The sequence below is a fragment of the Hwanghaeella grinnelliae genome (genome assembly GCF_004005845.1).
Classification (GTDB): Bacteria; Pseudomonadota; Alphaproteobacteria; order UBA8366; family Aestuariispiraceae; genus Hwanghaeella; species Hwanghaeella grinnelliae.
This window is the reverse complement of the sequence record NZ_SADE01000001.1, coordinates 2,272,099-2,298,028: the sequence shown is the minus strand read 5'-3', so window position 1 is coordinate 2,298,028 and position 25,930 is coordinate 2,272,099. Positions and strand designations below refer to the sequence as shown.

Below are 25,930 nucleotides of genomic sequence, written 5' to 3'. Positions count from 1 at the left end.
GGTCCGGCAGCCGTGCCTTAACTCTGCACCTCGCCGCGGTCTGCATTGATAGCTTGGCCGGTGATGCTGGCGGCGAGATCACTAGCGAGAAAGACATACAATCCACTGACATCCGCCGGCTTCATCAGTCCCGGCAAATCTTGGGCCGAGACGATCTCTTCCAGCAGGTCATCGGCCTCGCGGCTTGTTGCCTCGGATAGCCGTTCCAGCGACAGCATCGCGGGTTCGGTTTCGACCCATCCGGGGCAGACGGCATTGACGCGGATGCCTCGCCGGCCCAGTTCACGGGCCCAAACCCGGGTTAACCCGATGACCGCATGTTTAGATGCGGCATAGGCCGAATACCATGCCGGACCTGTCTTTCCCCAGATCGACGCAGTGTTGATAATCGTCCCGCCATCGGGGATGAGCGGCAGGACCGCGCGCGTCAGCAGGAAGGTGCCGGTCACATTGATATCCATGATCCGCCGGAAGGTTTCCTCGACGACCGGCGCGGGGTCGAACATATCGGTCAGGGCGGTAATGCGTTCCAGACCGGCATTGTTGACCAGGATATCGATCGGGCCGAGGGAAGCGACCAGCGCCGAAACGGCATCGCCGTCGGTGATGTCGCAGACATGCCCCGTCACCTGGCTGCCGAGCGCGTCTGCGGCCTCCAGCGCGGCTTTCGTTTCCGACAGGATATGCAGGCGCGCGCCTGCTTCCAGGAACCGTTCCGCGACCCCATAACCGATGCCGCGGCTGGCGCCCGTGATCAGCGCCGTCTTTCCATAGAGGGAGATCACCTTGAATACCTTTTTCAGAGTGCGGCGCTGTGCATCGCAAAATAATTCCGCAAACAATTTCCGTGTACGCCATAATGTTTGAGCAGTCGGGGTTGGACAAGCGCTCTGTTGCGCTGCAAAATAACCACATTGTTTTTGTGCATCGGGTTTCCAGTGGGGAATGACATGACCAAGGCGCGCACCAATTTTTCCGAAATCCCTTTGGTGGATGTTTCCGGCCTCAGATCGTCGGATCCGCATGCACGCATGGCCGCAGTGAAAGAACTGGACCGCGCCGCGCGCGATGTGGGATTCGTCTATATCGCCGGACACGGTATCCCCAAGGAAACGGTCGAAGGATTGAAGCAGGCCGCCAAGGCCCTCTTCGCGCTGCCGATGGAAACCAAGCTGGATTACTATATCGGTAAATCCACGAACCATCGGGGCTATGTTCCACAAGGTGAGGAATTCTACGGACAGGGCGGCGGTGACCTGAAGGAAGCCTTCGATACGGCGATGGACCTGCCGGCGGATGACCCGGACTATCTGGCCGGAAACCGGATGCTGGGGCCGAATGTCTGGCCCGAAGAAGTCGCGACCCATAAAGCGGCTGTGGATCGCTATTACACTGCGGCGCTTGAGCTGGGTAAAGATCTGCTGCGCGGTTTCGCCATGGGCCTTGGCCTGCCGGAAGACACATTCGTCCAACACGTCAACAAGCCGACTAGCCAGTTGCGCCTGATCCATTATTGGGAAACCGACAAGGTCACCACCGAGGAAGAACAGGCAAAACAGAAGCGCATGGGTATCGGCGCGCATACGGATTACGAACTGTTCACCATTCTGTTGCCGACGGCGCCGGGCCTGCAGGTCCTGCGCAATGACGGGGAATGGATCGATGCGCCGCCGGTGGAGGGCACTTTCGTCATCAATATCGGAGATATGTTGGAGAACTGGTCGAACGGAACCTATGTCGCCAATTCACACCGCGTCGACCGGGTGAACGAGGAGCGCTATTCCTTCCCACTCTTTTTCGCCACGGACTATGAAACCGTGGTCGCGCCTTTGCCGGAATTGATCGACGATGGGACGGAAACCAAATACGGGCCAATCTCTGCCGGCGATCATCTTGTCGCTCAAACCATCCAGACATTCAAATATCTGGAGAATGTGGAACTGCCCGACGGTTCCCTGGAAACCAACCAGTTCGGCCGTTTCCATCTGGAGAAGAAAGCGAGCTAGGCCTCTAGTACATCGCCGCGCCGCCGTTCACGTCGACAATGGTGCCGGTCATGAAACGCGAGTCCGGGCCACATAGGAATGCGGCGGCCAAGGCAACCTCTTCAGCGGTCGCGACGCGGCCCAGCGGAATGCCTTCGCCGTCCTTTACCCAACTATCGTAGTTCTTTTCCGCCCGCAGCATATCCGTGTCCGTTGGGCCGGGGGCCAGTGTGTTGACGAGAATGCCGGGGGCAAATTCGCGCGCCAAGGCACGGGTCAAGGCGATGACGCCGCCCTTGCTGGCGCAATAGGCGCTGTATTCCGGGCGGCCAAGATGGCCGAGTTCCGACGCGACATTGACGATGCGCGGCTTGTCCGCATCCGGCATGTCCGTGCGGAAATAGGGCAGGGCGGATTTGGCCATCAGAAATACGCCACGCAGATTGACGGCGATGACGCGGTCGAAATCCTCCAACGTCGTGTCCGCTACCGGCTTCTCGAGCATGATGCCGGCATTGCTGACGATCCCGTCCAACCGCCCGTATTTCGCATTGAGCGATTCAAAGGCGCCTTTGACCGACGCTTCGTCCGTCACGTCACAGGTGATGGACTCACTTCCTGCAGGGGCGGCGGATGGATCGATGTCGAAAGCGACGGCGTTCGCACCGCGTGCATTCAAGGTGGCGACAATGGCGGCGCCGATCCCGCGTGCGCCGCCGGTCACCGCGAATACCTTGCCGGCGAGCGGCAATCCGTCAGTCAATTGGTTCGGCATGGGGTCAGGCCACTTCCTTCGCTGAAACCGAAGCGGCTTCGGGCGTCGTCGGATGCGGGGCACCCTCGACGATGGCGTGGTCCATCCGGCCTGCCCATTTAAGGAAGATGTCTTCCATGCTCTGGTTTTCCTCGTTATCGCTCGGGTCCAAGGGCGCTTTTCGGGCCGGGTCGAGCCGAAGGTCGTGGACAATGGTGGAGCCATAGGCTTCCGGCGCTTGCGGGTCGCGCCGCTGCTTGTCGACCATAAGAACCCGTGTGCCCAGCGTGAAGGCTTCCTGGATGTCATGCGTCACCATGACGATGGTCATCTTGTTCGCGTTCCACAGATCCAGGATCAGTTTGTGCATCGACTTCTTTGTGCTTTGGTCGAGCGCACCGAAAGGTTCATCCAGCAACAGAACCTTCGGTTCCATGATCAGGGCCTGGGCGATGGCGAGACGCTGTTGCATCCCGCCCGATAGTTGCACCGGATATTTGTCCGCGGCATCAGAAAGGCCGACTTGATCCAGGAGCTCCATCGCCCGGTCCCGGAGCTTGGCTTTCCGGTTGCCGAACAGCCGTCCGAAGAACCGCGATTCCCGAAAGCTCGGGCCGGCCAGGACATTGTCCAAAACCGTCTTGTGAGGGAATACCGAGTACCGCTGGAAGACCACACCTCGGTCGGCTTGCGGTTCGACGTCGATCGGTTCCCCGTCGATCAGAATTTCGCCGCGGCTCGGCGTTTCTTGTGACAGAAGCATGCGCAGAAGCGTGCTCTTTCCCGCACCGGACGATCCCAGGATCAGGCAGAATTCGTGATCGGGAAGCGTCACGTTCACACGTTCCAAGATTGGGTTTCGGTTGTATTCTTTGAAGACGTTCTTGATGGCGATTTCGGTCATGCCGCGTCGGTCCTTTCCGGCTTAACGGATGTGGTGCCAGCGGCACATGGCGCGCGACCCTAGCATCAGGAAATAGTCCATCAGGAAGGCCAGCAGGGTGATCCAGGCGACATAGGGCAAGATGACGTCCATGGCGAGGTAACGCCGCACCAGGAAGATCCGATAGCCCAAACCGCCTTCCGAAGCGATTGCCTCCGCGGCGATCAAGAACAGCCAGGTTGCGCCCAGCATCAGGCGAAGCGAGTCGAACAACCGCGGCAGAACCTGCGGGAAGACGACATGGATGAGGATCTGCCAACTGGATGCGCTTAAAGTCTGCGCCTTGACGATTTGTTCCTTCGGTATCGCCAGCGTGGCCATTGCCATGTCCCGGATCAGGAAGGGGGCAACGCCGAAGATGATTAGAACGATTTTGGAAAGTTCGCCCAATCCAAAAATGATGAAAAGAATAGGCAGGACCGCCAGTGGGGGGATCAACGAGAAGGCGGCCATGAAGGGGCCGAACAGCCGGTTCAGATACGGCAGAAGCCCGATTGGCAAACCGATGACGATGGCCAGTACTGTGGAAATCGATAGGCCGATGAAAATGCGTTGCAGGCTGATCAGCGTGTCGGTCCAGAAGACGTATTCGCCGGTCCTTCTGTTTTCGGTGAAGGCGAGGTGGTTGATGGCATCGAAGAAAGCTTTCAGTCCCGGCATCAGTTTGTCGTCGGGATTGGCGCTCAACCGGGCATCCGACCCGACCAAGTATATCCCCATCAAGAAGACGAACGGCAAGATCGCCAGAATGAGACCGCTATGCCGGTCCGGCACGTAATTGATGGCGCGACGCATGACCCTGACCCTTGAAGCCTGAAATTAATGGCGCGAAGTCGAACTTGAACGGAACTTGCGGGAACCGGCGCGGCCCTGGTGTGGGCCGCGCCGGAATTATCCGCCGGACAAGGTTTAGAGTTCGCCCTTCACGGCCATTTCGGTGAAGGAAGAGTTGATGCGCAGCTGGATGTTGTCCTTGTCGCCCAGAACGGTGCCGTCCGGGAACTCGATGCCGATGAAATCGGCCGAGGTCGCGGCTTCGCCGAACAAGCCCACATCGAAGGAGAACGTGCGTACGAAGTCCCAGGTCTTCTGATGACGCTTAGAGTTCATCAGGTCCAGGGCTTCGGCCGGATCGTAGTACATCTTCGTGCTATCGAGTTGCGCTTTGTATTCCGGCACGGTGCCGCCGGAGGCATCGGCGAGATCCGCGATCATCGCTTCGCCCACGAAGCCGCCCTTGCTCATGATCTGCATGGTTTCGTACCAAGCGCCGACAAAGGCCTTGGCCACTTCCGGGTGCTCTTCAACCGTCTTCGTGTGCATCAGCATCACGTCGACGATTTCTTCCGGCGTGGAGGCGCTGTCAAAGATCCGCTTCGAGCCTTCGACCTTGGTTTCCATCTGCAGCAGCATCGGGTTCCAGGCCACCGCATGCACCAATTCGTCGGACCCCAAATAGGCCGGCGCGATATCCGCATCGGTGATGTTGACGGTCTTCACGTCGCGCAGCGACATGCCGTTCAGTTCAAGCGCCCGCGACAGCAAATAGTGCGACACGGTCAGTTCGAAGAGGTGAATGGTCTCACCCTTCAGTGACTTGATGTCGGAAACCTTCTTGGAAAGGATGCCGTCATTGCCGTTCGAGAAGTCGCCGGCCAGCATGATCGTGGTATCCACGCCGCTGGCGGCCGGGATCGTCAATCCGTCCATGGAGGCGACGGCCATGCCGTCCAACTCACCGGCGGTGAACTGGTTGATGCCGCCGACATAGTCGTTGACCTGAATGACTTCGATGTCGACGCCGTATTTCTTGGCCCATTTTTCAAGGATGCCGTTTTGCGCCATCCAGCCATAGGGCATGAAGCCGACATAGATGTTGTATCCGAATTTGTAGGTCTTCGCTTCCGCGGCGCCAACGGCCCCGGTCAGCAGGGCTGCGGCGATGGCAACGGCCGAGGCCATCTTCCCCACTGAGAAATTTTTGAGCGAGAACTTCTTGGTCACCATGGAATACTCTCCTTCTCCACAAATCGCGGGTTAAGCCCCGCGTGAAACTTGGCTATGGGCCGTTCCACTTCCCTGTTCGTCCGGCGCTTGTTGATGGCGCGCCATTTTTCAAAACCAATCTCTGTCCGTGCTTGCCGGGTCCGTGCCTATTCGGCGGCCACGGGGCCGCAAGCGTCGGGTATTTCCGGCCAACCTTCGGCCAGGGCCTTTTCAATCCAGTCTTCCAGGTCTTCCACAATCGCGCGGACCATCATTTCGCCGTCTTCGGCTGTGGATTCCGAGGGCCGCCCGACGACACCGTTGGGCGTCGTCGCCGGCATGGCGTAGGAAAAGACCTTGCCGGGTGTGACGTCGCCGACGTCTTCGGCCTTGTCTATGCGGACCATTTCCGGGCGCAAATGCATCAAAACCGATGTCTCGCCGCGATTGGCGTGGATGTCGTCCCCGTCGCGCAGATAAAGGTCGCGCGCCCGGGTTGAAATTTCCCACAACCCCATGGTCGCGTATTGGCATTCAGGCTGTTCATAGCGCAATTGCAGGATCGCACTGCGCAGGGGCGGGTCGTTGGTGGCATGGCCGGACAGCAGCAGGACCTTCCGAATCCCGTTCTTCTGCAGCCATCGGCAGCATTCCAGGACGACCTGTGTCAGTGTCATCGGATGCAGAGACAATGTGCCGGGCCATTTGTCCGTATGCCCCAGTGAACATCCGTAGGGAATACCGGGTAGGACCAAGGCGCCGCTTTTCTCGGAGGCCAAAACGGCGATTGTTTCAGCGGAAATCGTGTCGCATCCGCTGGCCAGATGGGGGCCGTGTTGTTCCGTTGCGCCCACAGGCAGAATGGCGAGATCTATCCCCGACGCGATGGCGGCGCCGATCTCGGTGCTGGTCATCAAATCCCAACGCGGCATGCGCTCTCCTCACAGTGTATCGGGACGCGGATTGCAGCTATAGCCCCGTGTCCGATCCGCCCTTGCGGATGGATAAGGAAGAGCAATGGATATGCCAGCTCGGTTCCAATTGATTCTGTTTGGTTTTTTCCTAATGCAGGGGGTCGGTTGCCTAAACTTTGAACTGATTCATTTTTCAGAATGCCTAATTAATAGCCATGATTAAAAAGTAGACATTTACGCTGGTAGTCATGATCAAGGTGCCGGCCCATGGAAATCAAAGGCTTGGTATCATCGCGGTCGGGCACCCCGGAAATGGCCTTCTTCTTGCTGAATAGCCCACAATCCTATGAACCATTTTTGGGGACACCAAATGAGTGAAGCGACTGTGAATGACCCGGCCTTGATTGCCGAAACCAAGCGGAAACTGGAAGAGCTGGGCGTCAAATATTGCTTCGCCGCCTATGTCGATGTGAACGGCGTTCCGAAAGCCAAGACCGTGCCGGTCGACAAGTTCGAAAAGATGGCAAAAGGGTCAGAACTGTTCACCGTCGGCGCGATGGACGGCATGGGATTGATCGGCCCCGAACAAGATGAGTGCGCTGCCGTTCCCGACCTGTCGACCATGACCGTCCTGCCTTGGGACAAACGCTTCGCCTGGTTTGCCGCCGATCTCTACTATCATGGTGAACCCTATGCGAACTGCTCCCGGACCATCCTGAAAAAGGCGGTCGCGGAAGCCGCAAAGCAAGGCTATGCCTTCAACTTGGGTGTCGAGACGGAATTTTACGTCTATCGCAAAACCGACCAGGGCATAGAGCCGGTGCAGGAACGGCCCTTCAAGGGACCGTGCCCGGCCTATGACGTGAACCAGACGATCCAGGCGGCGTCCTTCCTGGACCCGCTGGTGGCGGCGATGAACGAGCTTGGCTGGGGCGTCTATTCCTTTGATGCCGAAGGCGGAAGGGGACAATTCGAAACCGATTTCGACTATGCCGATGTGCTTACCATGGCCGATCGCGTGACGTTCTTCCGCCTGATGGCGAAATCGATCGCGCAGCAGAATGGCATGGTCGCCTCTTTCATGCCGAAACCTTTTTCGACCGATTTCAGGTCTGGCGCGCATTTCAATATGTCGCTTGCCGATGCGAAGACAGGCGAAAACCTGTTCGACCGCGATGCGGTGGGGACGGGCGCCTTGGCCGAAAAACATGGCATCGCTTTCCCCGATCTTGGCTACCATTTCGTTTCGGGGCTGCTTGATCACGCCCAAGCGCTTTCGGCAATCACCTGTCCGACGCATAATTCGTATAAAGGATTGCTGGCACAGGGTGCCATGCCGGATATGAGCTGGGCGCCGGTGCTGCGCTGTTATGGCGACAACAACCGGTCCGCCATGCTGCGCCTGCCGATGAGCCGCCCCTGCATCGAGAACCGTGCGCCGGATATGGCCGCGAATTTCTACCTGTCCGCCGCCTTGTCCCTGAATGCCGGACTGGAAGGCATTGCAAAGCAGGCGGATCCGGGCCGGCCCTTCAATCAGAACCTATACCAAAGCCTGGGCAAAGCGTCGGCCAAGGGCGTGCATAAGGTAAAGGGCGGCACCATCCGCCGACTGCCGCGGACCTTGTTGGAAGCCCTGGAAGGGTTCGAGACCGATCCACTGGTTGTCTCGACCTTCGGCGAGGAGTTCCGCGATATCTATCTGGATTTCAAGATGAAGGAATGGGAACGCAGCTTCTACACGGTCTATGCGGAAGAGCGGGAAGACATGCTGGAGTTCCTGTAATCCACGTTTGGGCAACTTTACCCGTGACGCAACGAAACGTTAGCCGGTGTCGTATGGCGCCGGTTCGGGAAAAGTGGTTTGCATAAGGGGGTAAAGCCCAAAGGCAAAACTACGTTTTTCGAGCAGAAGGTCATCGTGCAATCCACGGACGGTCCCGCTTTCCCATATACCTCACGACCGGGACCGTTCGCGGACGGCCGTTGATCTTCTAACCAGCCTGAAGTCCCCGGGGCGGCATGCTGTTTCGGCCAAACCGCCGGCCGTCACGGGGACAGGGCGGGCCCTTCGGAAAGATTGCTCCGCACGATATTCAGAAAAGCGTTGGCGCTGGGTGACAGAACCTGGCCCGCGCGCCAGATCAGACCGATCCGCCGTTCGGTACCAAAATCCAGGATTGGCCGCTGGATGAGTCCCCAATTGCCGAGGACCGGCAGGGTCAGGTGGGGCAGGGCGGTGATGCCCAATCCCTCACTTACCAAAGCGCCGGCTGTTGCTAGATGGGACACTTCGTATTTCGGTTCCAGCGGATGGCCGATGCGCTGACAAGCCCAGTCAACCAACTCCCTTACGCTGGTTCCCGCCGCCATGGCGATGAAAGGCATCTCCACCACTTCTTCCCAGGAATAGGGACGATCTTCCGCCAATGCGCTATCGGGCGTGCCGATGGCAATGAAACGGTCCTCCAGCAGGCGCAGGAAGGACAGGCGGCTGCGCGGACTGACCGTGGCGGCGGTGAACCCGATATCCGCCTCACCGTTTTCGACGGCATGAAGGACGCTGTCTGAAAGCGCGTCGAGGACTCGGACGTCTACATTGGGATGCGCGGTTTTGAAGTGGGTTAAAAGACGCGGCAGCAAACCGGCTGTCACCGACGGCAACCCCGCAATAACCAACCGCCCATGACGGGCGGACAGATAGGCCTGGAAATCGGACATCTCCAGACCGGCAACGTTCAGCATCCTTTCGGCCAATGTGGCGAAAGCGTCTCCTTGATCCGTGGGAAAGACGTTGCGGGTATCCCGGTTGAAGAGGCGCGCGCCAACGGTCTCTTCCAAGGCGACGATCTGGCGTGACAAGGCGGATGGCGACAGCCCGATCTCCTCCGCGGCACGGCGAAACGACTGGTGCCGGTAGACGGACATGAAGGCGCGGCAGTCTCTTAGATCGGGATAATTGTGATTCATGCAACAATAATAGAAAAAAATGAAATTCTAGCAACAAAGTTTCAGGGATAGCGTAGTGGATGAACCTGGATTACAGGTCGTAAATAGGGAGGAAATCATGAATTCCATTACTCGGGCGCTCTTGGGCGCCACCGTGGCGTTTTCCGTTGCCGGCACCGCCGCCGCCGCCGACAAGAACTTGCTTGTCGGGTCGACCTCAGCGTCTTCCAGTCATTACGGCTACTTCGTTGCCGTGGGGCAATTGATCAACGAGAAAGCCGACGGCCTGAACGCAACGGTCGTTGAGACGGGCGCGACGCTGGACAATATGCGGCGCATGGAGCGCGGGCAGATCGATCTGGGTCTGGTGACCACGAACGTGGTTCAGCATGCCGTCTCCGGAACCAAGAAATTCGATGGCAAACCGCAGAATCTGTCTCTGCTTTGGGTCTATACCGGCGCGCCGCAAAATGTCGTGACCCGCGCTGATGCATCGGTCGAGAATCTGGAAGGGCTCAACGGCGTTCGCTTCAATCCCGGCATCAAAGGGTCGGCGACCGAAGCGACGACGGAAGCGGTCTTCAACACCCTGGGCCTTTCCGCCGACTATGTACGCGGATCCACCACCGATATCGTCAGTGCCATCAAGGACAACCGCGTCGCCGGGTATGTGAAATCGGGCGCGGGATTGAAGCTCGATTCATCGACGATGGATATCGCCACGCAAACCCCGATCCGTATCTTGGGATTGAGCGATGCGCAGGCGAAGACGCTGACCTCTGAAATGCCGGACATTTCCGTTGTGGACATTCCCGCCGGCGCGGCCGATGGCGTTCCGGCCTATAAGACTTGGAGTTTCGGTGTCGGCGTTGCCGCCGGGCCCGACCTGTCGGAAGAGGATGCCTACAAGATCGTGAAAGCGATCATGGAAGACAAATCCGCGCAGGGGAATGCCATGGCCAGCGTTAAGGGCGTGAACCTTGCCGAACTGACGCTGCAATACGGCACGGTGCCGCTGCATCCCGGTGCGGCCCGGTGGTTCGAAGAAAACGGATATGATCTTCCGGCCAAACTGAAGCCGGCCAATTGATCTAAGCGGGGCGGCCAAGTCCATGTTTCTTCGAGTCCAGCAGGTCTTGGCCGTTCTCGTGGGGTGTTTCGTTTTCTACACCGCCGCGACCGGTCCTTTTGAAGGCTTGATCCAGCGCGCCGTCTTCCTCGCTTTGACGACGGCGCTTGGGTTTGCGCTCTATCCCTTGGGGGCGGGCAGGAAATGGCGTCCCTTGGGTGCGCTTGTCGATCTTTCGTTGACCGCCGCGACGGTGGCCGCCTGCGCCTATGTCGTTGTGAACTACGATAAGATCATGACGACATTGCCGTGGGCGGAGGCGGTGGATATCTGGCTCACCGCCGGGTTGGTGATTGCCGTACTGGAACTTGGGCGGCGCACCGTCGGCCCGATCTTTCCCATTCTGGTTTCGACCGGCATTGCCTACGCGCTGTTTGGCAACCATCTGCCCGGTGCGCTTCAGCACCGTGGGTTCGATGTCGCCTTCGTGACGGAAACGATCTTCTTGGGCGATCTGGGCGTTTGGGGAATGCTGACGGGCGTCGCCGCAACGGTGATTGCCGCTTTCGTCCTTTTCGGCGCTTTGCTGCTTCATACAGGCGGGGGCCAGGCTTTCATGGACCTTGCCACGCGGCTTGGCGGCCGGCAGCCGGGTGGTGCGGCGAAGATTGCGACCATTGCCAGCGGTTTGTTCGGCATGATCTCGGGTTCCGCCGTCGCGAATGTGGCAACGACCGGAAATTTCACAATCCCGATGATGAAGCGGCTTGGATATCCGGCACCCTTTGCTGCGGCTGTCGAGGCGGTGGCGTCCACCGGGGGACAGATCGCGCCGCCGATCATGGGGGCCGCCGCCTTCGTGATGGCGGAGATCCTGGGCGTCTCCTATCTCACGATCATCTTGGCGGCCATAATCCCGGCGGTCCTTTTCTATGTGTCGGTCTTCGTGACCGTCCACATGATAGCCAAGCGTCGTTCCTTGGCGGTGGTGCCCGAAGACGAGATGCCGGCTTGGAGCGTCATCGTTAAGCCGCGCCGCGTACTGCCCGTGCTCTGCGCGCTTGGCGGTTTGGGAATTGGGATTTGGCTGGGCCGGTCCATCTCCACCGCAGCCTTCTATGGCATATGCGGTCTTCTGTTGGCTTTCGTCGTTGTCCATGCGGGGCAAACGCCGCTGCGCGACATGGTATCGAAAGTGGTCGAAGGGCTGGCCGATGCGGGCCGTGGCATGGTCATTATCGGCGTGCTTCTGGCCGGTGCCCAAATTCTTGTTTCCATGATCAACATGACCGGTATCGGCGTTACGCTCTCCTCGCTCATCGTCACGCTTGCGGGTGATTCCGTTGTCTTGGTTTCGTTGATCGTCGGTTTGGTTTGCCTGGTCATGGGAATGGGACTTCCAACGACCGCCGCCTATGTCCTCGTCGCAGCGGTCTTGGCACCGGCGATGATCGCGGTCGGGGTCGACCCGCTTGCCGCTCATTTGTTCGTCTTCTATTTCGCGACCATCTCCGTGATCACGCCGCCGGTTTGTGTGGCGGTGTTCGTTGGCGCGGGAATCGCCAAGACGGATTGGTTGCCAGCCGCGATCGAAGCGGTACGGTTGGGCGCGGTAACCTATATCGTGCCGTTCACGCTGCTTCTTTATCCTGGAATGACCATGCGGGGTGGGATGCTCTCAATTCTGGAAGCCGTTATTTCGGGATTGGTTCTTGTCGTCTCCGTGCCGGGCTTGTTGTCGGGAACGCGATTGAGTGGCGTGAAACTCCTGGACATCGGGTTGTATGGTGCGGCCATCGCGATGGCGATTTGGCCGAACCCGGCCGGTCCTTTCGTGGCAGGCGCGATACTTGTCGGGGGCATCCTTATCGGACGGCGCAAGAGCGGACAGGTGCAATGAAAACAATAAGAATTGGATCCGGCGCCGGTTTCGCGGGTGACCGCATAGAACCCGCCGTGGAATTGGTGGAGAAGGGCGGGCTCGATTATCTCTCCTTCGAGTGTTTGGCCGAACGCACCATCGCGCTCTCCCAACAAGAGAAAATGCGCGACCCTTCAGCGGGTTATGACCGCATGCTGGAGCGGCGGCTGAAGGCTGTTCTGCCGGCGGCGCGGGCCAACGGAACGAAGATCATCACCAATATGGGCGCGGCCAATCCGAAGGCTGCCGCTGAGGCCGCCCGGCGGGTTGCCCGTGGGATGGGCATGAAAGGGCTGCGCATTGCTGCCGTCACGGGCGACGATATTCTCGACCTGATCCTGGCCGGCGACTACACGCTGGACGAAAGCGGACGCCCAGTCTCGGACCTTGGCAATAAGATCGTTTCCGCCAACGCGTATACGGGCCTCGACGGCATCGTCGATGCATTGGCCAAGGACGCGGATATCGTCATCACCGGCCGTGCGGCGGACCCGGTTCTTTTCCTGGCACCGCTGGTCCATGAATTCGACTGGGCGCGCGACGATTGGTCTGCGCTGGGGCGGGGGACGCTTGTGGGACATTTGCTGGAATGCGCGGCACAGGTGACCGGCGGTTATTTCGCCGATCCCGGCATGAAGGACGTACCGGACATGCTGCATATCGGCTATCCCCTAGCTGAGGTCCAGGCCGACGGCAGTGCTATCGTGACCAAGGTCGACGGCAGCGGCGGCATCGTCTCGACAGCGACCTGCACAGAACAACTGCTCTACGAAGTTCACGATCCATCCGCCTATTTCCAGCCGGACGTCATCGCTGATTTTTCAGGTGTGACATTCCATCAGGAAGGGCCGGACCGGGTTGCGGTCGACGGTGCCGATGGGCGTGCACGCACCGGCTTGCTGAAAGTCTCGGTCGGCTATGTGGATGGCTGGATCGGGGAGGGCCAGATCTCCTATGCCGGGCCGGGCGCGGAAGAACGCGGCCGCCTCGCCCTTCAACTTGTCGAGCAGCGTTTGGCGGAACTGGGGCCCTCGGTGGTGGAAAGTCGGGGCGAGCTTATCGGCGTCAATTCCGTTCTTCCCGGCGCGGTATCGCAAGCGCCTCCGCGCGAGGTGCGGATGCGTTTCGCCGCGCGTTGTGAGACGAAAGACGATGCTATCAGGATAGGGGAGGAGGTGGAGAGCCTCTACCTCAACGGCCCCTACGGTGGCGGCGGGGTCACGAAACAGGCGCGGGAGGTCGTGGGCATCGCCTCGACCTTCGTCCCGGAAGATCTGGTTTCCCAAACCGTGACGATTTTGGAGAGCTGAGATGCGGCTGCGAGACATCGCCCATTCCCGCACCGGGGATAAAGGGGATACCTGCAATATCTCCGTCATCGCCTATCGCGCGGAAGATTGGCCGCTGATCCAGAGTGAAGTGACCGCCGAGCGCGTCGCGGCCCATTTTGGCCCGGCCATGGGCGGCAATGTGGTGCGTTATGAACTGCCCCAGCTTCACGCCCTGAACTTCGTGCTGCGCGGTGCGCTTGCCGGCGGCGTCACCCGGTCGCTTGCCCTGGATGCGCATGGCAAGGCATTGGGATCGACCATCCTGGACATGGAGATAGACGGCTGACGGTATACCGTCCGGCGGTATTGGAAGTTTCCTCGTCTTGACGGAAAGGGGGCTGCCGGCCTGCTTCCGGTTCCCTTGCGCGTTGCATGGCGGAACTGTAGCGTCGCCGCCTTCGAGGCACTGTGGAATGGGAAGCCTGCGTCATGGATGAAGTGTTGGCGTATGGCGGTCTGTTCCTGTCGGCATTCGGGGCCGCGACGATTTTGCCTATTCAATCCGAAATCGTCTTCGTCGGCATGCAGATTGCCGACTATCCTGCCTGGATGCTGGTCTTGGTCGCTGGGGTGGGGAACACGCTTGGCGCGGTGGTGAACTGGTTCCTGGGACGCTGGATCGAACGCTTCCGTGACCGGAAATGGTTTCCCGCCGGCGGCAAGGCGCTGGACCGTGCCCAACGCTGGTATCATCGCTATGGCAAGTGGTCGCTGCTGTTAAGCTGGGCGCCTTTCATCGGCGATCCGCTGACCATCGTCGCCGGTGTGATGCGCGAAAGGCTGCTGGATTTCGTCATCCTAGTTACCATCGCGAAGTTCGGCCGGTATGTCTTCCTGGCCGCCGTGACCGCGGGATTGATCCAGCTTTAGCCCAAGCGCTCGCCATCTTCACGGGGCTTTGACTTCACGGTCAGGACCGTGACGGCGCACAATGAATTCCCATATTCCTGCGAAAGTACCCCAATGCGCGCTTTGTTGTTCTGTTGGTTCATGACGGTATTTATGGTTCCGTTCGCCGTTTCAGCGGCTGAACCGGTTTGTGGCGCGGGCGGCAAATGCACAGTACCTGGTGGCTACTACCTGGCCGAGGCACCACCCGATTGGGATAGAAAAGCCTTATTGCCCTTGGTCGTCTTTTTTCACGGCTGGAACGCCTCGCCGGAAGGGACTTTCCATAACCGGTCGATGGTGAAACCGGTGCTGGACCGTGGCGCGCTTTTCGTCGCGCCCTATGCGCGGATAGGATACTGGCGGCAGATGGGCGCCGGCCGAGCTGAGGAGGGGCGGGATGAAGCCGCCTTCATCCGCGCGGTCATGGCCGATGTAGCCAAGCGCTGGCCGGTCGATGATCGCCGGACTTTGGCTGCGGGGTTCTCACGCGGGGCCAGCATGGTGTGGAATGTGGCCTGCTATACGGGCGATTTATTCACCGCCTATCTGCCTATCGCAGGAGGCTTCTGGTCGTCGATGCCTGAGGACTGCCCCTCGGGCCCGGTGAATATGCGGCATATTCATGGTCTGTCGGACAAGGTCGTCGCCTATGACAGGATCGGGCGATATAACTCAATGCCGATCACCGACGGCATGACGTTTTTGCGGAAGCTGGATGGCTGCGGGGCCAAGCCTGACGGATCGATCTCTCTGCCGAAATATCAATGCGATATTTGGTCCGACTGTGGGTCGGGGCGGGAGTTGCAACTATGCACTCATCCCGGTGGGCACAGTATTCCCGGCGAATGGGTGGCGCAGGGATATGATTGGATGACGGGTTTGTCGAACTGATCCGCTTTGCGGTCAGTCGTCGTCCATCTCATCTAGGTCTTCGTATGGAAATTCGTCCACATTGTTGAAGGGCCAGCGATAGACAAGAACCTCCGGCTCATCGCTTTTCAGTTTGCCTTCCTTATAGGCCTGCAAAGCGGTTTCCGAGACCATGCTGGCGAATTCGGTCGCAAGCTCCGTAATGGGGGCACCGTTGTTCAGTATGTATTCCCGGCTATAGGCCGCCTGCTGAATGCGCATCATCCGCTGGGTGACGAATTTCGATAGCTCCGCCGCCATCATCTGTTTTTCGAGCACCGGCGGAATCAACTCGCAGCCCTTGGCCAGCAGCAGGAACATCCAGTGTTTGTAGTCCTCGAAGGCGGCTGTTTCGTCGATGAAACTCCCAAGCTCGATGAAATAGCCGGCCTTTTCTGCTGGCAGCCCCGCCAGCGCCGATTTCAAAACCTGCTGATGATTCATCTAAACATTCCGCCACGATGTCCCTGTGCACAGGATACTGATTTATGACGCCTGGCAAAGGCTGACCCGAGGGTTTTCGGTTATTTTCTAATGAAATGAATGGTCTGGAACCGGCGCCGGAAGGCGATCGCCTTGTCGATGGTAGATTCTGGATCTTCCAGGCCGCTGACGATCAGATCGGCCAGCGGTTCCATATCCGCGACCGTCATGCCCCAGCGTACGATTTCAGGCGTGCCCAGACGCAACCCATTCATATCGCCGGGGACCGGGGCGATGGGCAGGCCGATCCCGCACGTCAGAATATTCGCCTGGCGCAGCTTCTTCGCCGCGGCTTGTCCACCGCCATAGCGTGCCGCTTCGATGGCGAATTGATGGGATGTCGTCACTTCATTCCCCGTTCCGAAAACAGGCAGGCCGCGTTTCTGCAAGGCGGTGGCGAGGGCGCCCGCCGTCTCGACCATCGCCTTGGCATAGGCCGCGCCATGTTGCTTCCAATCCAGCATGGTCAGGGCCAGGGCGGCTGATTTCGCGGCATCGAAATTCGCGGTCAGGCCGGGAAAGGCGATGGCGTCGAGGCGCTCGGCCAAACCTGCATCATTCGTCACGATCAGTCCGCCGGCCGGTCCGCCTAGACTTTTATAGGTGCTCATCGTCATCAGATGGGCGCCTTCGTCCAGCGGATTCGGCCAGCTCCCGCCGGCGATCATGCCGCAGAGATGCGCTGCGTCGAATAGAAGATGCGCGCCGACCTCGTCGCAGATTGCGCGGATCTCCGCGACTGGGTGCGGGCGCAAATTCAGGCTGCCGCCGATGGTGATCAGCTTTGGGCGAACCTGCTGTGCCATTTCCCGAAGCGCATCCAGGTCCACGGTATAGCGCGTCGGGTCGACAGGCGCGGGGTGGATTTTTAAACCATACAGCCCCGCCGCGCCGGCCTCGTGATGGGTAACATGTCCACCGATGGCGGCGGCGGGGGCAATGATGCTATCGCCCGGTTTGCAGGTAGCCATGAAAGCATAGAGGTTCGACAGCGCGCCGGAGGCGACGCGAATTTCCGCATATTTGGCATTGAAGACTTCCGCGGCCAATTCGGCGGCGATGACTTCAATCCGTTCAATCGCCTCCAAACCCATCTCGTATTTGTCGCCCGGATAGCCCAGGGAGGGACGGGATCCTAAGCCCGATGAAAGCACCGCCTCCGCCTTCGGGTTCATGACATTGGTGGCCGGGTTCAGGTTGATGCAGTCGCGTTCGTGGATTTGCCGGTTCCAATTGATCAACCGATCAATTTCGGCCTCCTGAGCGTCGGCATCGCGTGCGGCTGCTTCCGCCGCCACCGCCATCACGAAGTCTTCGGTTTCTGCCGGAACCCAGTCGCGGCGCGTCAGCATGGTCACGGGGGCTTGTCCTGTTCGAAAGTCTTAACTGATGGATTGCGCCGCAGACTACACGCAGCGACGCATCCGCCCCAACCGGAATATTCGTCGTGCCGGAGACTTTGATGTGTTCGGGTCAAGTTCGTTTATGCGCGGCGAGCAGAATGCTGGTCTCCGTCGCGGCGATGCCGTCGATCAGGCGGATGCGACGCAAGACTTCGTCGAAATCGCCAAGATTGGCGGTTTCCAGTTCGGCGACGATGTCCCAGCGCCCGTTCGTCGCATAGAGTGTACGAACCTCCGGGATGCCGCGCAGGCGGCGCAGCACGGTTTCGGCCGCCTTGCCTTCGACCTCGACCATCATGATGGAGCGCACGCCGCTTGGGGCCTCCGTGCCGGTGGTGATGGTGAAGCCCTGGATGATGCCGGCTTCAACCAACCGGTCGATCCGCGCCTTCACCGTTGCGCGGGACACGTTCAACCGTTGCGCCAGGCTGGAAACAGGGCTGCGGGCATCCGCGCGCAGAAGCGAAATCAGATCGTTGTCCAGATTATCCATGTCAGTTTGCTCAATGGAACCTATCAAAATGATAAATTTAGTTACGAAAAAGATCAGATATCCGACTATATGCCGCCATCTGCCTGTCGTACAAATGGGTTATCAGTTTTGTTGAAAGGAATCGTTATGACGGCGCCAATGCAGGACATGCCAGCGCAAAGCGTGTCGGAAATCGTTTTGCTCGGCCTGCCCATTCAGTCTGGGACCCAATTGCGGGGATGCTCGATGGGGCCTTCGGCCCTGCGGACCGCCGGATTGGCGGAAGCGCTCATGGAGCAAGGGCACACGGTAGAAGATGCGGGCGATGTCTCTATTGCCCCGCAATCCGACCGAACCATGGAAGTCGCGGCCTGGGCCAAGGCGGCGGATGCAAAAGCCTTTGAGGTTTCGCAGGGCAAGCGCTTTCCCATCTTCATGGGCGGCGATCACAGCATGGCGTTGGGAACGATCAATGCCATGGCCCGCCGGGCCAGGGACCAGGAACGGGATCTGATCGTTCTGTGGCTCGACGCTCATTCCGATTACAACACCCCGGAAACGACGCCCAGCGGCAATATCCACGGCATGCCGGTAGCGGGCCTTTGCGGCGAGCCGGGGATGGATTTCATTTTCGAAGGCATGGACCGTGTCGGCGTGATGCCGGCTGACTTCCAGCTGTTCGGGATCCGATCCGTCGACCGGATCGAACGGCAGTTGCTGGCGCGCCGCGGCGTATCGGTGATGGATATGCGGCTGATCGATGAAAAGGGCGTCTCCCACTTGGTCGGTGGCATTCTGGAAGACGTGAAACGCCGGAACGCGATGCTGCATGTCAGTCTGGACGTCGATTTCCTGGACCCATCGATTGCCCCCGCGGTCGGGACCACCGTGCCGGGCGGCGCGACCTATCGCGAAGCCCATCTGATCATGGAGATGCTGAGCGATTCGGAACTCGTCACCTCCATGGACCTGGCGGAACTGAACCCGTTTCTTGACGAACGGGGCAAGACCTCGCTGCTGCTGGTCGATCTGGTTACCAGCTTGTTTGGCAAAAAGATCATCGACCGCGCACCGCAGGACGTTAACCGCATGCAGGGCCCGGACTGGAATTCTGGCGTTTGACCGAGACGTCAGCCGACCCAACCGTTTCGTACAGGAGAGAACCATGCCATCCGCAGCCACCGATCAATTCGGCGTTGCCGACGAACTGATCCGCACCGAACGCCTTCTCGGCGCGCATAATTATAAGCCGATAGACGTCGTGCTTAGCCGGGGCGAGGGCGTGTACCTTTGGGATGTGGACGGCAACCGCTATCTCGATTGCCTGTCGGCATACTCGGCCGTGAACCAGGGCCATTGTCACCCAAAGATTTTGGAAACCATGATCGAACAGGCGGGTAAACTGACGCTGACCTCGCGCGCCTTCCGCAACGATCAGCTTGCGCCGTTCTACGAGGAAATCGCCGAACTGACGGGTTCACATAAAGTCCTACCGATGAATTCCGGGGCCGAGGCCGTGGAGAGCGCCATCAAGGCCGTGCGGAAATGGGGCTATGAGGTAAAAGGCGTGCCGGAGGACAAGGCGGAGATCATCGTCTGTTCCAACAATTTCCACGGCCGGACCCTCGGCGTCGTCGGCTTTTCCACCGACCCGGTGGCGCGAGGCGGTTTCGGTCCTTTCGCGCCGGGATTCAAGGTTGCCGAATTCGGGAATATCGACGCCTTCAAATCCACGATCACCGAGAACACGGTGGCCTTTTTGGTTGAGCCGATCCAGGGCGAGGCCGGCGTAATCATTCCGCCGGATGGTTACATGAAGGAAGTGCGGGAGGTCTGCACCGCGCGGAACATCACCTTGATCCTGGACGAAATTCAAACTGGCCTGGGACGGACCGGCAGGCTGTTGGCGGAAGAGCACGAAGGCATCGTCGCCGATGTGACCCTCGTCGGGAAAGCGCTGTCCGGTGGTTTCTATCCGGTATCGGCCGTGCTTTCGAACAGCGACGTCCTGGGCGTGCTGCAGCCGGGGCAACATGGCTCCACCTTCGGCGGGAATCCGTTGGCCTGCGCCATCGCGCGCACCGCGATGCGGGTGTTGGTCGAAGAGGGGATGATCGAAAATTCCGCCGAACAGGGTGCCTATCTGAAAGACGGGCTGGAAAACATCCGCGCCAACGCGGTGCGAGAGGTGCGTGGGCGCGGGCTGATGATCGCGGTGGAACTGGATCCATCCGCGGGCGGCGCCCGGCGCTATTGCGAGGCGCTGAAGCAAAAAGGCATTCTGTGCAAGGACACGCACGAGCATTCCATCCGCATTGCGCCGCCACTGGTGATCGACCACGATCAGACGGATTGGTGCCTGGAGCAGTTCGATTCCGTTTTGACCGCGCTCGACTGAACACAAAGCCGTTTCGGGGAGGCTTTCCTTCCGGGATATGTCACGGAGTAATTGCCCTTCACGCCGTGATTTGATAGCGAACCGAACAAGCTTTCTTTGATCGGGGGATGAGGCGATGCCCAAAGTTACCTACAGACAGCACGACGGTTCCGAAGAGACGTTGGAAGTTCGGGCCGGAACCAGTTTGATGCTGGGGGCGTTGACCGGCGGGGTCGAAGGCATCGAAGCGGAATGCGGCGGGTCCTGCATGTGCGCGACCTGCCATGTTTATGTGGACGAAGCATGGCTCGACAAGCTTCCCAAGGTGCAAGTCCTGGAAGACGAAATGCTCGACGACACGGCATCCGAACGGAAGCCTAACAGCCGGTTGAGCTGCCAGATCGAAATGAGCGACGCGCTCGACGGCATCGTTGTTGAATTGCCGGAGTCACAGATCTGATGGCGACCGACGAAGCAGCAGGCCTTGTCGTTATCGGCGGTTCTCATGCCGGACATCAGGTTGCGATCGCGGCGCGCGCGGCCGGTTTCGAAGGGCCGGTCACGGTTTTGAGCGACGAGCGGGAATTGCCGTATCAGCGCCCGCCGCTTTCCAAGGCCTATCTGATGGGCAAGCAGCCACGCGAGGCTTTGTTGTTCCGTCCCGCTGCTTTCTATGAAGAACAGGGCATCGATCTGCGCCTCGGCGTCAGCGCCACGGCCATCGACCGCGCGGCGCATACGGTTACATGCGACAATGGCACCGTTCTTTCCTACCGAAAGCTTGTGATCGCGACGGGGACGCGGGTTCGCCCCTTGACCGTGCCGGGTTCTGACCTTGTCGGTGTGCACTATATTCGCACCCTGGCGGATATCGATGCCATGCTGGCCGAACTCGACCGGGTGAAGTCGGTCGTCGTGATCGGCGGTGGGTTCATCGGCCTGGAAGGCGCTGCCGCCTTGAAGACGATGGGGCGAGATGTGGCTGTGGTCGAACTTGCCGACCGCCTGATGACGCGTGGTGTGGGGAAGACGGTCAGCACCTTCTATGCAGACCACCACAGAAGCCAAGGCGTGGATGTGCGCCTGTCGACGGGTGTCGAACGCTTGGAGGGCGAAAACGGCCAAGTAACCGGTGTCATCTTGAGCGGCGGCGAAACCCTGCCGGCGGATATGGTGATTGTCGGCATCGGTGTTTTGCCGAACCAGGAGATTGCGGAAGAGGCTGGCGTTGATTGCGCCAATGGCATCATCGTCGACGAAAATACGCAAACCAGCGATCCGGACATTCTTGCGGTGGGTGATTGCGCCCAGTTCGAAGGACGTTTCTATGACGGATCGCTGCGGCTTGAATCCGTTCAGAACGCGACCGATCAAGCACGCACCGCCGGGGCGACCGTCTCGGGTGAAAAGAAGCCCTATGATTCCGCGCCCTGGTTCTGGTCCGATCAATTCGATCTGAAACTGCAGATGACCGGCATCACGGTCGGCTACGACACGGAAGTCATCCGTGGCGATGTTGCTGCCGGCGAATTCTCGGTATTCTACTTCAAGGGCGACACGTGGCTGGGCACCGATACGGTGAACCAGCCGGCCAATCATATTGCCAGCCGGCGCCTTCTCGACGCGGGCTATGCCCTGTCGCAAGCCGAAGCGGCTGACGAGGGACTGGCCCTGAAGGAATTGGTCAAGGCGGCGCGCAAGGGCGGCTAGGGCTTCCGGAACACGTTCCGCGGCCCGAACAATAAGAACGAGCGGGAGGCGGAAAGGTGAAAATCACAAAAATCGAAAGCCGGATCTATGGCCACGATATGCCCAAGATGGGCTATAGCCAGGCTTGGTTCACCCGGCGGTCGTGCCATTTGGTGCGGGTGGAAACCGATGAGGGGCTTGTCGGCGTTGGTGAATGTTTTGGGGCGGGGAATGTCGCGCTCGGTAATAAGGCGATCGTCGAACAGGTAATCCAGCCCCTGTTGCTGGGGGAAGATCCGATTGCTCGACAGTACCTCTGGCACAAGGTCTATAACGCATTGCGGGACCACGGGCAGAAAGGCATGCCGCTGCAAGCCCAGTCCGCGGTGGATATTGCGCTGTGGGACATCGCCGGGCAGGCGACCGGCTTGCCCTTGGTGAAACTGCTGGGCGGCCCGTGCCGGGACGACGTCACCGTCTACGGTTACGGCATGATGTTGCGGGAGGAGGAGGACCTGGAATCCTCCTTTGCCGAAGAAGCCGCCGCCATTGCCGAAATGGGCTTCAAATGTACCAAGATGAAAATCGGCATGGGGCCTAAGAAGGACGTGAAACTGATCCAGGCCGTTCGCAATGCGATCCCCGACGAAATGGGCCTCGGCGTCGATGCGAACCACGCTTATGTCTTCAAGGACGCGATGTATGTCGGGGCCGCAATGGACGAGATGGAAATCGATTGGTTCGAAGAACCGGTCGCGAACGAGGACCACCAGGGGTATCGCGACCTTTGCCAATCGTTGAAAACACCTGTTTCAGGCGGTGAGGCGGAATTCACCCGCTGGGGCTTTCGTGATCTGATCGAAAATCGCTGCGTCGATATCGTGCAGCCGGAAGTCTGCGGATTGGGCGGGATTACGGAATACCTGAATGTGCTTGCCCTGGCGCACACGCATTTCATTCCCTGCATGAACCATTGCTGGGGGTCGGATGTGTCTGTGGCGATGACCCTCCACCTGCTTTGCGCCCAACAGGATTTGCCGGGCGGCCTGTTCCCGCAGACACCGATGTTGGAATTCGATTCGACCGTCAGCCATTTCCGCGACGAGATTCTCGAAGAGCCGCTGGATATTTTCGGGCAGGTCAAACGACAGGACGGCAAGGCCAAACCGCCGATGCGTCCGGGCCTTGGGGTCACCGTGAATTGGGACGCGGCGGAACGCTACAGGGTTGCCTGACCGGCCTTCTACGGTTCCTTTTACAAGATTGCCTTTGACCCGAAACGCGCGCACCATACTACCGGAAATTGGGGCCGGTTAGGTCTTTGGGGGGAAGTCCTGGCGCCAGCCGGGCAAAGACGAGTCGGGTTCATGTTTGACGAAATTGAAGCCTGCACCTTCGCGCGCTGGTCGCCGAAGATCGGCGATCCGACGGTGATGGGCTGGGTCACGGTCGTCGCCTATGCGGTGGCGGCACTGCTGGCGTTTCGCGCGGTGTTGAAGGCGCCACGCATCTATTCCGACGATACCGTCGCTCTGCAGCGCTTCTTCTGGATTTCAGTCACCCTGCTTTTCCTGTTCCTTTGCGTGAACAAGCAGTTGGACCTGCAATCCTTCATGACGGCGGTCGGCCGTTGCTATTCGAAGATCAACGGCTGGTATGACGAACGACGCGAGTTCCAGCGGCATTTCATCTACGGTTTGATGGGCGTGACCTTCGCGGCTTTCGTGGTTCTGGGCATTGGGTTACGGCGCATCGTGCTGACCAACTGGCTGGCCATTCTTGGCGTCTTCCTGGTCGTGCTGTTCATTTTGGTCAGGGCGGTTGGGTTCCACCATTTCGATGTCGTCATCCAGACCACGATCAACGATGTCAAAGTGAACTGGATCTTGGAACTCGGTGGGATCACCCTGGTTATCCTTGGGGCGTTGTGGCTGCCGAGGGGAAAAAAGAACAAACGGGAAGCGGTCTATATCGATTGGAGCAAGCAGGAGAACGAGTCGCCTGGGAGCGGGTATTCCCAGTGACGGCGGTTTCGGGCATTGGCCGGGTATGGTAAGCGTCACCTTTAACGGCGCGTGCATATGAAAAAGCTTCTACTGATCATCATCCCCATATTGTTGCTCGTCGGTACCGCCGGCGGCGCCGCTTATTATTGGTTTGTGTTGAAAGATGCGACCGATCAGATGGCGGAACCGGAGCCGCCACCACCACCGCCGGACCCGGAACTGGTTCAACTCGATTCCCTGACCATCCCCGTAATCCGACAAGGGGCCGTCAAGAAATACATCCTGTTGAAGATCACGCTCCAGGTGACTGATCAGGGTGGAAAAGAATTTGCGCTTCAGGTCATGCCCCGTATTAAGGAAGAAACCTACCTTTCGCTTCACGACTATTTTTCGGCTGCGCCCCTCGACCAACCGATCAGCATTGTGGCAATCAAGCGGCGCCTCAGAAAAATCGTGGCCAAGAATATCGGGTCGGAGAACCTGGTGGATGTCCTGATCGAGGGCATCTACGAAAAACGCGGAAGTTGACCTGTTCCAATTGTTTGAGTGAATCGCCCCATGTCTATTTTGTCCGGTACGCGTTCGGCCTTTTCCGGTTCGGACCCGACCAAGCGCAACGTCATCCTGCTGTCGTTGTGCTTGGCGTGCAGCATGTCTGGAACCAGCCTCAACATGGTCATCTCGGCGCTGACGGGCAAAATGCTCGCCGACCCGAACGCCACGGTAACGCTGCCCTTCCTGGGAACCTTGCCGGAAGAGAGCTTGGCGACCTTGCCGCTCAGCATGCAGTTCATCGGGACCATGATGGCGACGATCCCTGCATCGATGTTCATGCGCCGCGTCGGTCGCCGTGTAGGCTTCACGATCGGTCAGTTCATTGGGGCCGGCGGCGCGGCGCTCGCGTGCTACGCCATTCTGGAAGGCAGTTTCTGGATGTTCACCGCCTGTGGGTTGATGATCGGCGTCCACAACGCGTTCTGGCAGTATTACCGTTTCGCAGCGTCTGAAACCGCCAGCGAGGCCTTTCGCCCGCGGGCGATTTCGCTGGTCATGGCGGGCGGTGTCATCGCCGCCGTGGTCGGACCCACATTGGCGCGGGAAAGTCAGGATCTTCTGGCACCCGTCATGTTCGCGGGCTCGTATGCGGTGGTGATCGTCTTGTGCCTGATAACCGTCGGTATCCTGCAATTCATCCGAATTCCGAACCTGCCGCCGGAACAGCGGCGGGAATCCGGCCGTCCGTTGGGCCAGATCGCGAAACAGCCGATTTTCGTCGTTGCTGTCGTCGCGGCGATGCTTGGCTATGCCGTGATGTCGTTTGTCATGACGGCCACCCCGCTGGCCATGCAGGTCTGTGGTTTCGGCGTCGCCGACACGGCTTTCGTCATTCAATGGCATGCGCTTGGCATGTTCGCGCCCAGCTTCTTTACCGGTTCGTTGATTCGCAAATTTGGCGTGCTGAACATCATCAAACTCGGCACCGCGCTGAATATCGGCTGTGTCGCGGTCAACCTGTCCGGCGTGAATATCGAGGAGTTCTGGCTTGGGCTTCTTCTGCTTGGCGTGGGATGGAACTTCATGTTCATCGGGGGCACGACCCTGTTGACCAGAACCTATACCGCGTCCGAGCGCAATAAGGTTCAAGCACTCAATGATTTCATGGTCTTCGGATCGGTCAGCGTGGCCAGTCTGTCGGCCGGGATGCTTCAGAATCTGGTCGGTTGGGATGCAGTCAACATGGCGATCATTGGACCGGTGCTCGTCGTCTTCCTGGCGGCGCTGTGGTTGCGTTTCTATCGCCCTGACGGCACCCGTTTGGCCTGATCGGCCCCCCGCGGTGCGGGGGTA

General features: G+C 59.3%; 26 protein-coding genes. 16 read left to right on the top strand and 10 right to left on the bottom strand.

Features of this window, described 5'->3' with window-relative positions:
• Window positions 1–17: 17 nt before the first annotated feature.
• Entirely contained in the window at window positions 18–785 is a 768-nt protein-coding gene (locus tag EOI86_RS10615; RefSeq protein WP_240035613.1) for an SDR family NAD(P)-dependent oxidoreductase, read from the bottom strand.
• 165 nt (window positions 786–950) lie between these two features.
• On the opposite strand from EOI86_RS10615, the gene EOI86_RS10610 reads away from it, so the two are divergent.
• Window positions 951–2,006, top strand: coding sequence for an isopenicillin N synthase family dioxygenase (locus EOI86_RS10610; RefSeq protein WP_127765019.1), 1,056 nt, complete (start codon window positions 951–953; stop codon window positions 2,004–2,006).
• A 4-nt stretch (window positions 2,007–2,010) separates the two neighbouring features.
• Here the strand turns inward: EOI86_RS10610 and EOI86_RS10605 are convergent, their stop codons facing one another.
• The 5 genes from EOI86_RS10605 to EOI86_RS10585 form a co-directional block, all read right to left on the bottom strand.
• Window positions 2,011–2,760: an SDR family NAD(P)-dependent oxidoreductase gene (locus tag EOI86_RS10605; protein WP_161973778.1), complete on the bottom strand. Its 750-nt coding sequence runs from the start codon at window positions 2,758–2,760 to the stop codon at window positions 2,011–2,013.
• A 4-nt stretch (window positions 2,761–2,764) separates the two neighbouring features.
• Window positions 2,765–3,643, bottom strand: a complete 879-nt coding sequence (locus tag EOI86_RS10600) for an ABC transporter ATP-binding protein (protein ID WP_127765017.1) — start codon at window positions 3,641–3,643, stop codon at window positions 2,765–2,767.
• 21 nt (window positions 3,644–3,664) lie between these two features.
• A complete protein-coding gene (locus EOI86_RS10595; RefSeq protein WP_127765016.1) occupies window positions 3,665–4,477 on the bottom strand; it encodes an ABC transporter permease in 813 nt (270 codons plus the stop codon).
• Between the two features lie 114 nt (window positions 4,478–4,591).
• Window positions 4,592–5,689 (bottom strand): putative urea ABC transporter substrate-binding protein, encoded by a 1,098-nt coding sequence (locus EOI86_RS10590; RefSeq protein WP_205032125.1) that lies wholly within the window; start codon window positions 5,687–5,689, stop codon window positions 4,592–4,594.
• A 146-nt stretch (window positions 5,690–5,835) separates the two neighbouring features.
• Entirely contained in the window at window positions 5,836–6,600 is a 765-nt protein-coding gene (locus EOI86_RS10585) for a creatininase family protein (RefSeq protein ID WP_205032124.1), read from the bottom strand.
• 352 nt (window positions 6,601–6,952) lie between these two features.
• Between EOI86_RS10585 and EOI86_RS10580 the strand changes: the two genes are divergently transcribed.
• Window positions 6,953–8,368, top strand: a complete 1,416-nt coding sequence (locus EOI86_RS10580) for a glutamine synthetase (RefSeq protein WP_127765015.1) — start codon at window positions 6,953–6,955, stop codon at window positions 8,366–8,368.
• A gap of 263 nt (window positions 8,369–8,631) precedes the next feature.
• Here the strand turns inward: EOI86_RS10580 and EOI86_RS10575 are convergent, their stop codons facing one another.
• Window positions 8,632–9,552 carry a LysR family transcriptional regulator gene (locus EOI86_RS10575; RefSeq protein ID WP_127765014.1) on the bottom strand — a complete coding sequence of 307 codons (921 nt, stop codon included), beginning with the start codon at window positions 9,550–9,552 and terminating at the stop codon, window positions 8,632–8,634.
• A gap of 97 nt (window positions 9,553–9,649) precedes the next feature.
• Between EOI86_RS10575 and EOI86_RS10570 the strand changes: the two genes are divergently transcribed.
• From EOI86_RS10570 to EOI86_RS10545, 6 genes are all read left to right on the top strand, one after another.
• Window positions 9,650–10,621, top strand: a complete 972-nt coding sequence (locus EOI86_RS10570; RefSeq protein WP_127765013.1) for a TAXI family TRAP transporter solute-binding subunit — start codon at window positions 9,650–9,652, stop codon at window positions 10,619–10,621.
• A 22-nt stretch (window positions 10,622–10,643) separates the two neighbouring features.
• The gene (locus tag EOI86_RS10565; protein WP_127765012.1) at window positions 10,644–12,500 is read left to right on the top strand and encodes a TRAP transporter permease; all 1,857 of its coding nucleotides are present in this window, start codon (window positions 10,644–10,646) and stop codon (window positions 12,498–12,500) included.
• A complete protein-coding gene (locus EOI86_RS10560; protein ID WP_127765011.1) occupies window positions 12,497–13,831 on the top strand; it encodes an acyclic terpene utilization AtuA family protein in 1,335 nt (444 codons plus the stop codon). Before EOI86_RS10565 ends, EOI86_RS10560 begins: the two co-directional genes overlap by 4 nt.
• A gap of 1 nt (window position 13,832) precedes the next feature.
• Complete coding sequence (locus EOI86_RS10555; protein ID WP_127765010.1) at window positions 13,833–14,138, top strand: AtuA-related protein; 306 nt, start codon at window positions 13,833–13,835, stop codon at window positions 14,136–14,138.
• Window positions 14,139–14,281: 143 nt separating this feature from the next.
• Window positions 14,282–14,722, top strand: a complete 441-nt coding sequence (locus EOI86_RS10550; RefSeq protein ID WP_127765009.1) for a YqaA family protein — start codon at window positions 14,282–14,284, stop codon at window positions 14,720–14,722.
• Between the two features lie 120 nt (window positions 14,723–14,842).
• Window positions 14,843–15,634, top strand: a complete 792-nt coding sequence (locus EOI86_RS10545; protein WP_161973776.1) for a CE1 family esterase — start codon at window positions 14,843–14,845, stop codon at window positions 15,632–15,634.
• A 12-nt stretch (window positions 15,635–15,646) separates the two neighbouring features.
• Here the strand turns inward: EOI86_RS10545 and EOI86_RS10540 are convergent, their stop codons facing one another.
• The 3 genes from EOI86_RS10540 to EOI86_RS10530 all read right to left on the bottom strand — a co-directional run bounded on the left by EOI86_RS10540 (window position 15,647) and on the right by EOI86_RS10530 (window position 18,031).
• Entirely contained in the window at window positions 15,647–16,096 is a 450-nt protein-coding gene (locus EOI86_RS10540; RefSeq protein ID WP_127765007.1) for a hypothetical protein, read from the bottom strand.
• 80 nt (window positions 16,097–16,176) lie between these two features.
• On the bottom strand, window positions 16,177–17,487 hold the full coding sequence (locus EOI86_RS10535; protein WP_127765222.1) for a serine hydroxymethyltransferase: 1,311 nt from the start codon (window positions 17,485–17,487) through the stop codon (window positions 16,177–16,179).
• 121 nt (window positions 17,488–17,608) lie between these two features.
• Window positions 17,609–18,031 carry an Lrp/AsnC family transcriptional regulator gene (locus EOI86_RS10530; RefSeq protein ID WP_127765006.1) on the bottom strand — a complete coding sequence of 141 codons (423 nt, stop codon included), beginning with the start codon at window positions 18,029–18,031 and terminating at the stop codon, window positions 17,609–17,611.
• 126 nt (window positions 18,032–18,157) lie between these two features.
• Here EOI86_RS10530 and rocF point away from each other — a divergent pair, with 126 nt between their 5' ends.
• The 8 genes from rocF (at window position 18,158) to EOI86_RS10490 (ending at window position 25,906) form a co-directional block, all read left to right on the top strand.
• On the top strand, window positions 18,158–19,132 hold the full coding sequence (gene rocF, locus EOI86_RS10525; RefSeq protein WP_240035612.1) for an arginase: 975 nt from the start codon (window positions 18,158–18,160) through the stop codon (window positions 19,130–19,132).
• Between the two features lie 43 nt (window positions 19,133–19,175).
• The gene (rocD, locus tag EOI86_RS10520) at window positions 19,176–20,408 is read left to right on the top strand and encodes an ornithine--oxo-acid transaminase (protein ID WP_127765005.1); all 1,233 of its coding nucleotides are present in this window, start codon (window positions 19,176–19,178) and stop codon (window positions 20,406–20,408) included.
• Window positions 20,409–20,523: 115 nt separating this feature from the next.
• Window positions 20,524–20,847: a 2Fe-2S iron-sulfur cluster-binding protein gene (locus EOI86_RS10515; protein ID WP_127765004.1), complete on the top strand. Its 324-nt coding sequence runs from the start codon at window positions 20,524–20,526 to the stop codon at window positions 20,845–20,847.
• The gene (locus tag EOI86_RS10510) at window positions 20,847–22,097 is read left to right on the top strand and encodes an NAD(P)/FAD-dependent oxidoreductase (protein WP_127765003.1); all 1,251 of its coding nucleotides are present in this window, start codon (window positions 20,847–20,849) and stop codon (window positions 22,095–22,097) included. Before EOI86_RS10515 ends, EOI86_RS10510 begins: the two co-directional genes overlap by 1 nt.
• Window positions 22,098–22,153: 56 nt before the next feature.
• The gene (locus tag EOI86_RS10505; protein ID WP_127765002.1) at window positions 22,154–23,311 is read left to right on the top strand and encodes a mandelate racemase/muconate lactonizing enzyme family protein; all 1,158 of its coding nucleotides are present in this window, start codon (window positions 22,154–22,156) and stop codon (window positions 23,309–23,311) included.
• Between the two features lie 132 nt (window positions 23,312–23,443).
• The gene (locus EOI86_RS10500; protein ID WP_127765001.1) at window positions 23,444–24,100 is read left to right on the top strand and encodes an isopropylmalate isomerase; all 657 of its coding nucleotides are present in this window, start codon (window positions 23,444–23,446) and stop codon (window positions 24,098–24,100) included.
• A 57-nt stretch (window positions 24,101–24,157) separates the two neighbouring features.
• Window positions 24,158–24,610, top strand: coding sequence for a hypothetical protein (locus EOI86_RS10495; protein ID WP_127765000.1), 453 nt, complete (start codon window positions 24,158–24,160; stop codon window positions 24,608–24,610).
• 30 nt (window positions 24,611–24,640) lie between these two features.
• The gene (locus tag EOI86_RS10490) at window positions 24,641–25,906 is read left to right on the top strand and encodes an MFS transporter (RefSeq protein ID WP_127764999.1); all 1,266 of its coding nucleotides are present in this window, start codon (window positions 24,641–24,643) and stop codon (window positions 25,904–25,906) included.
• The last annotated feature ends 24 nt before the right edge of the window (window positions 25,907–25,930 follow it).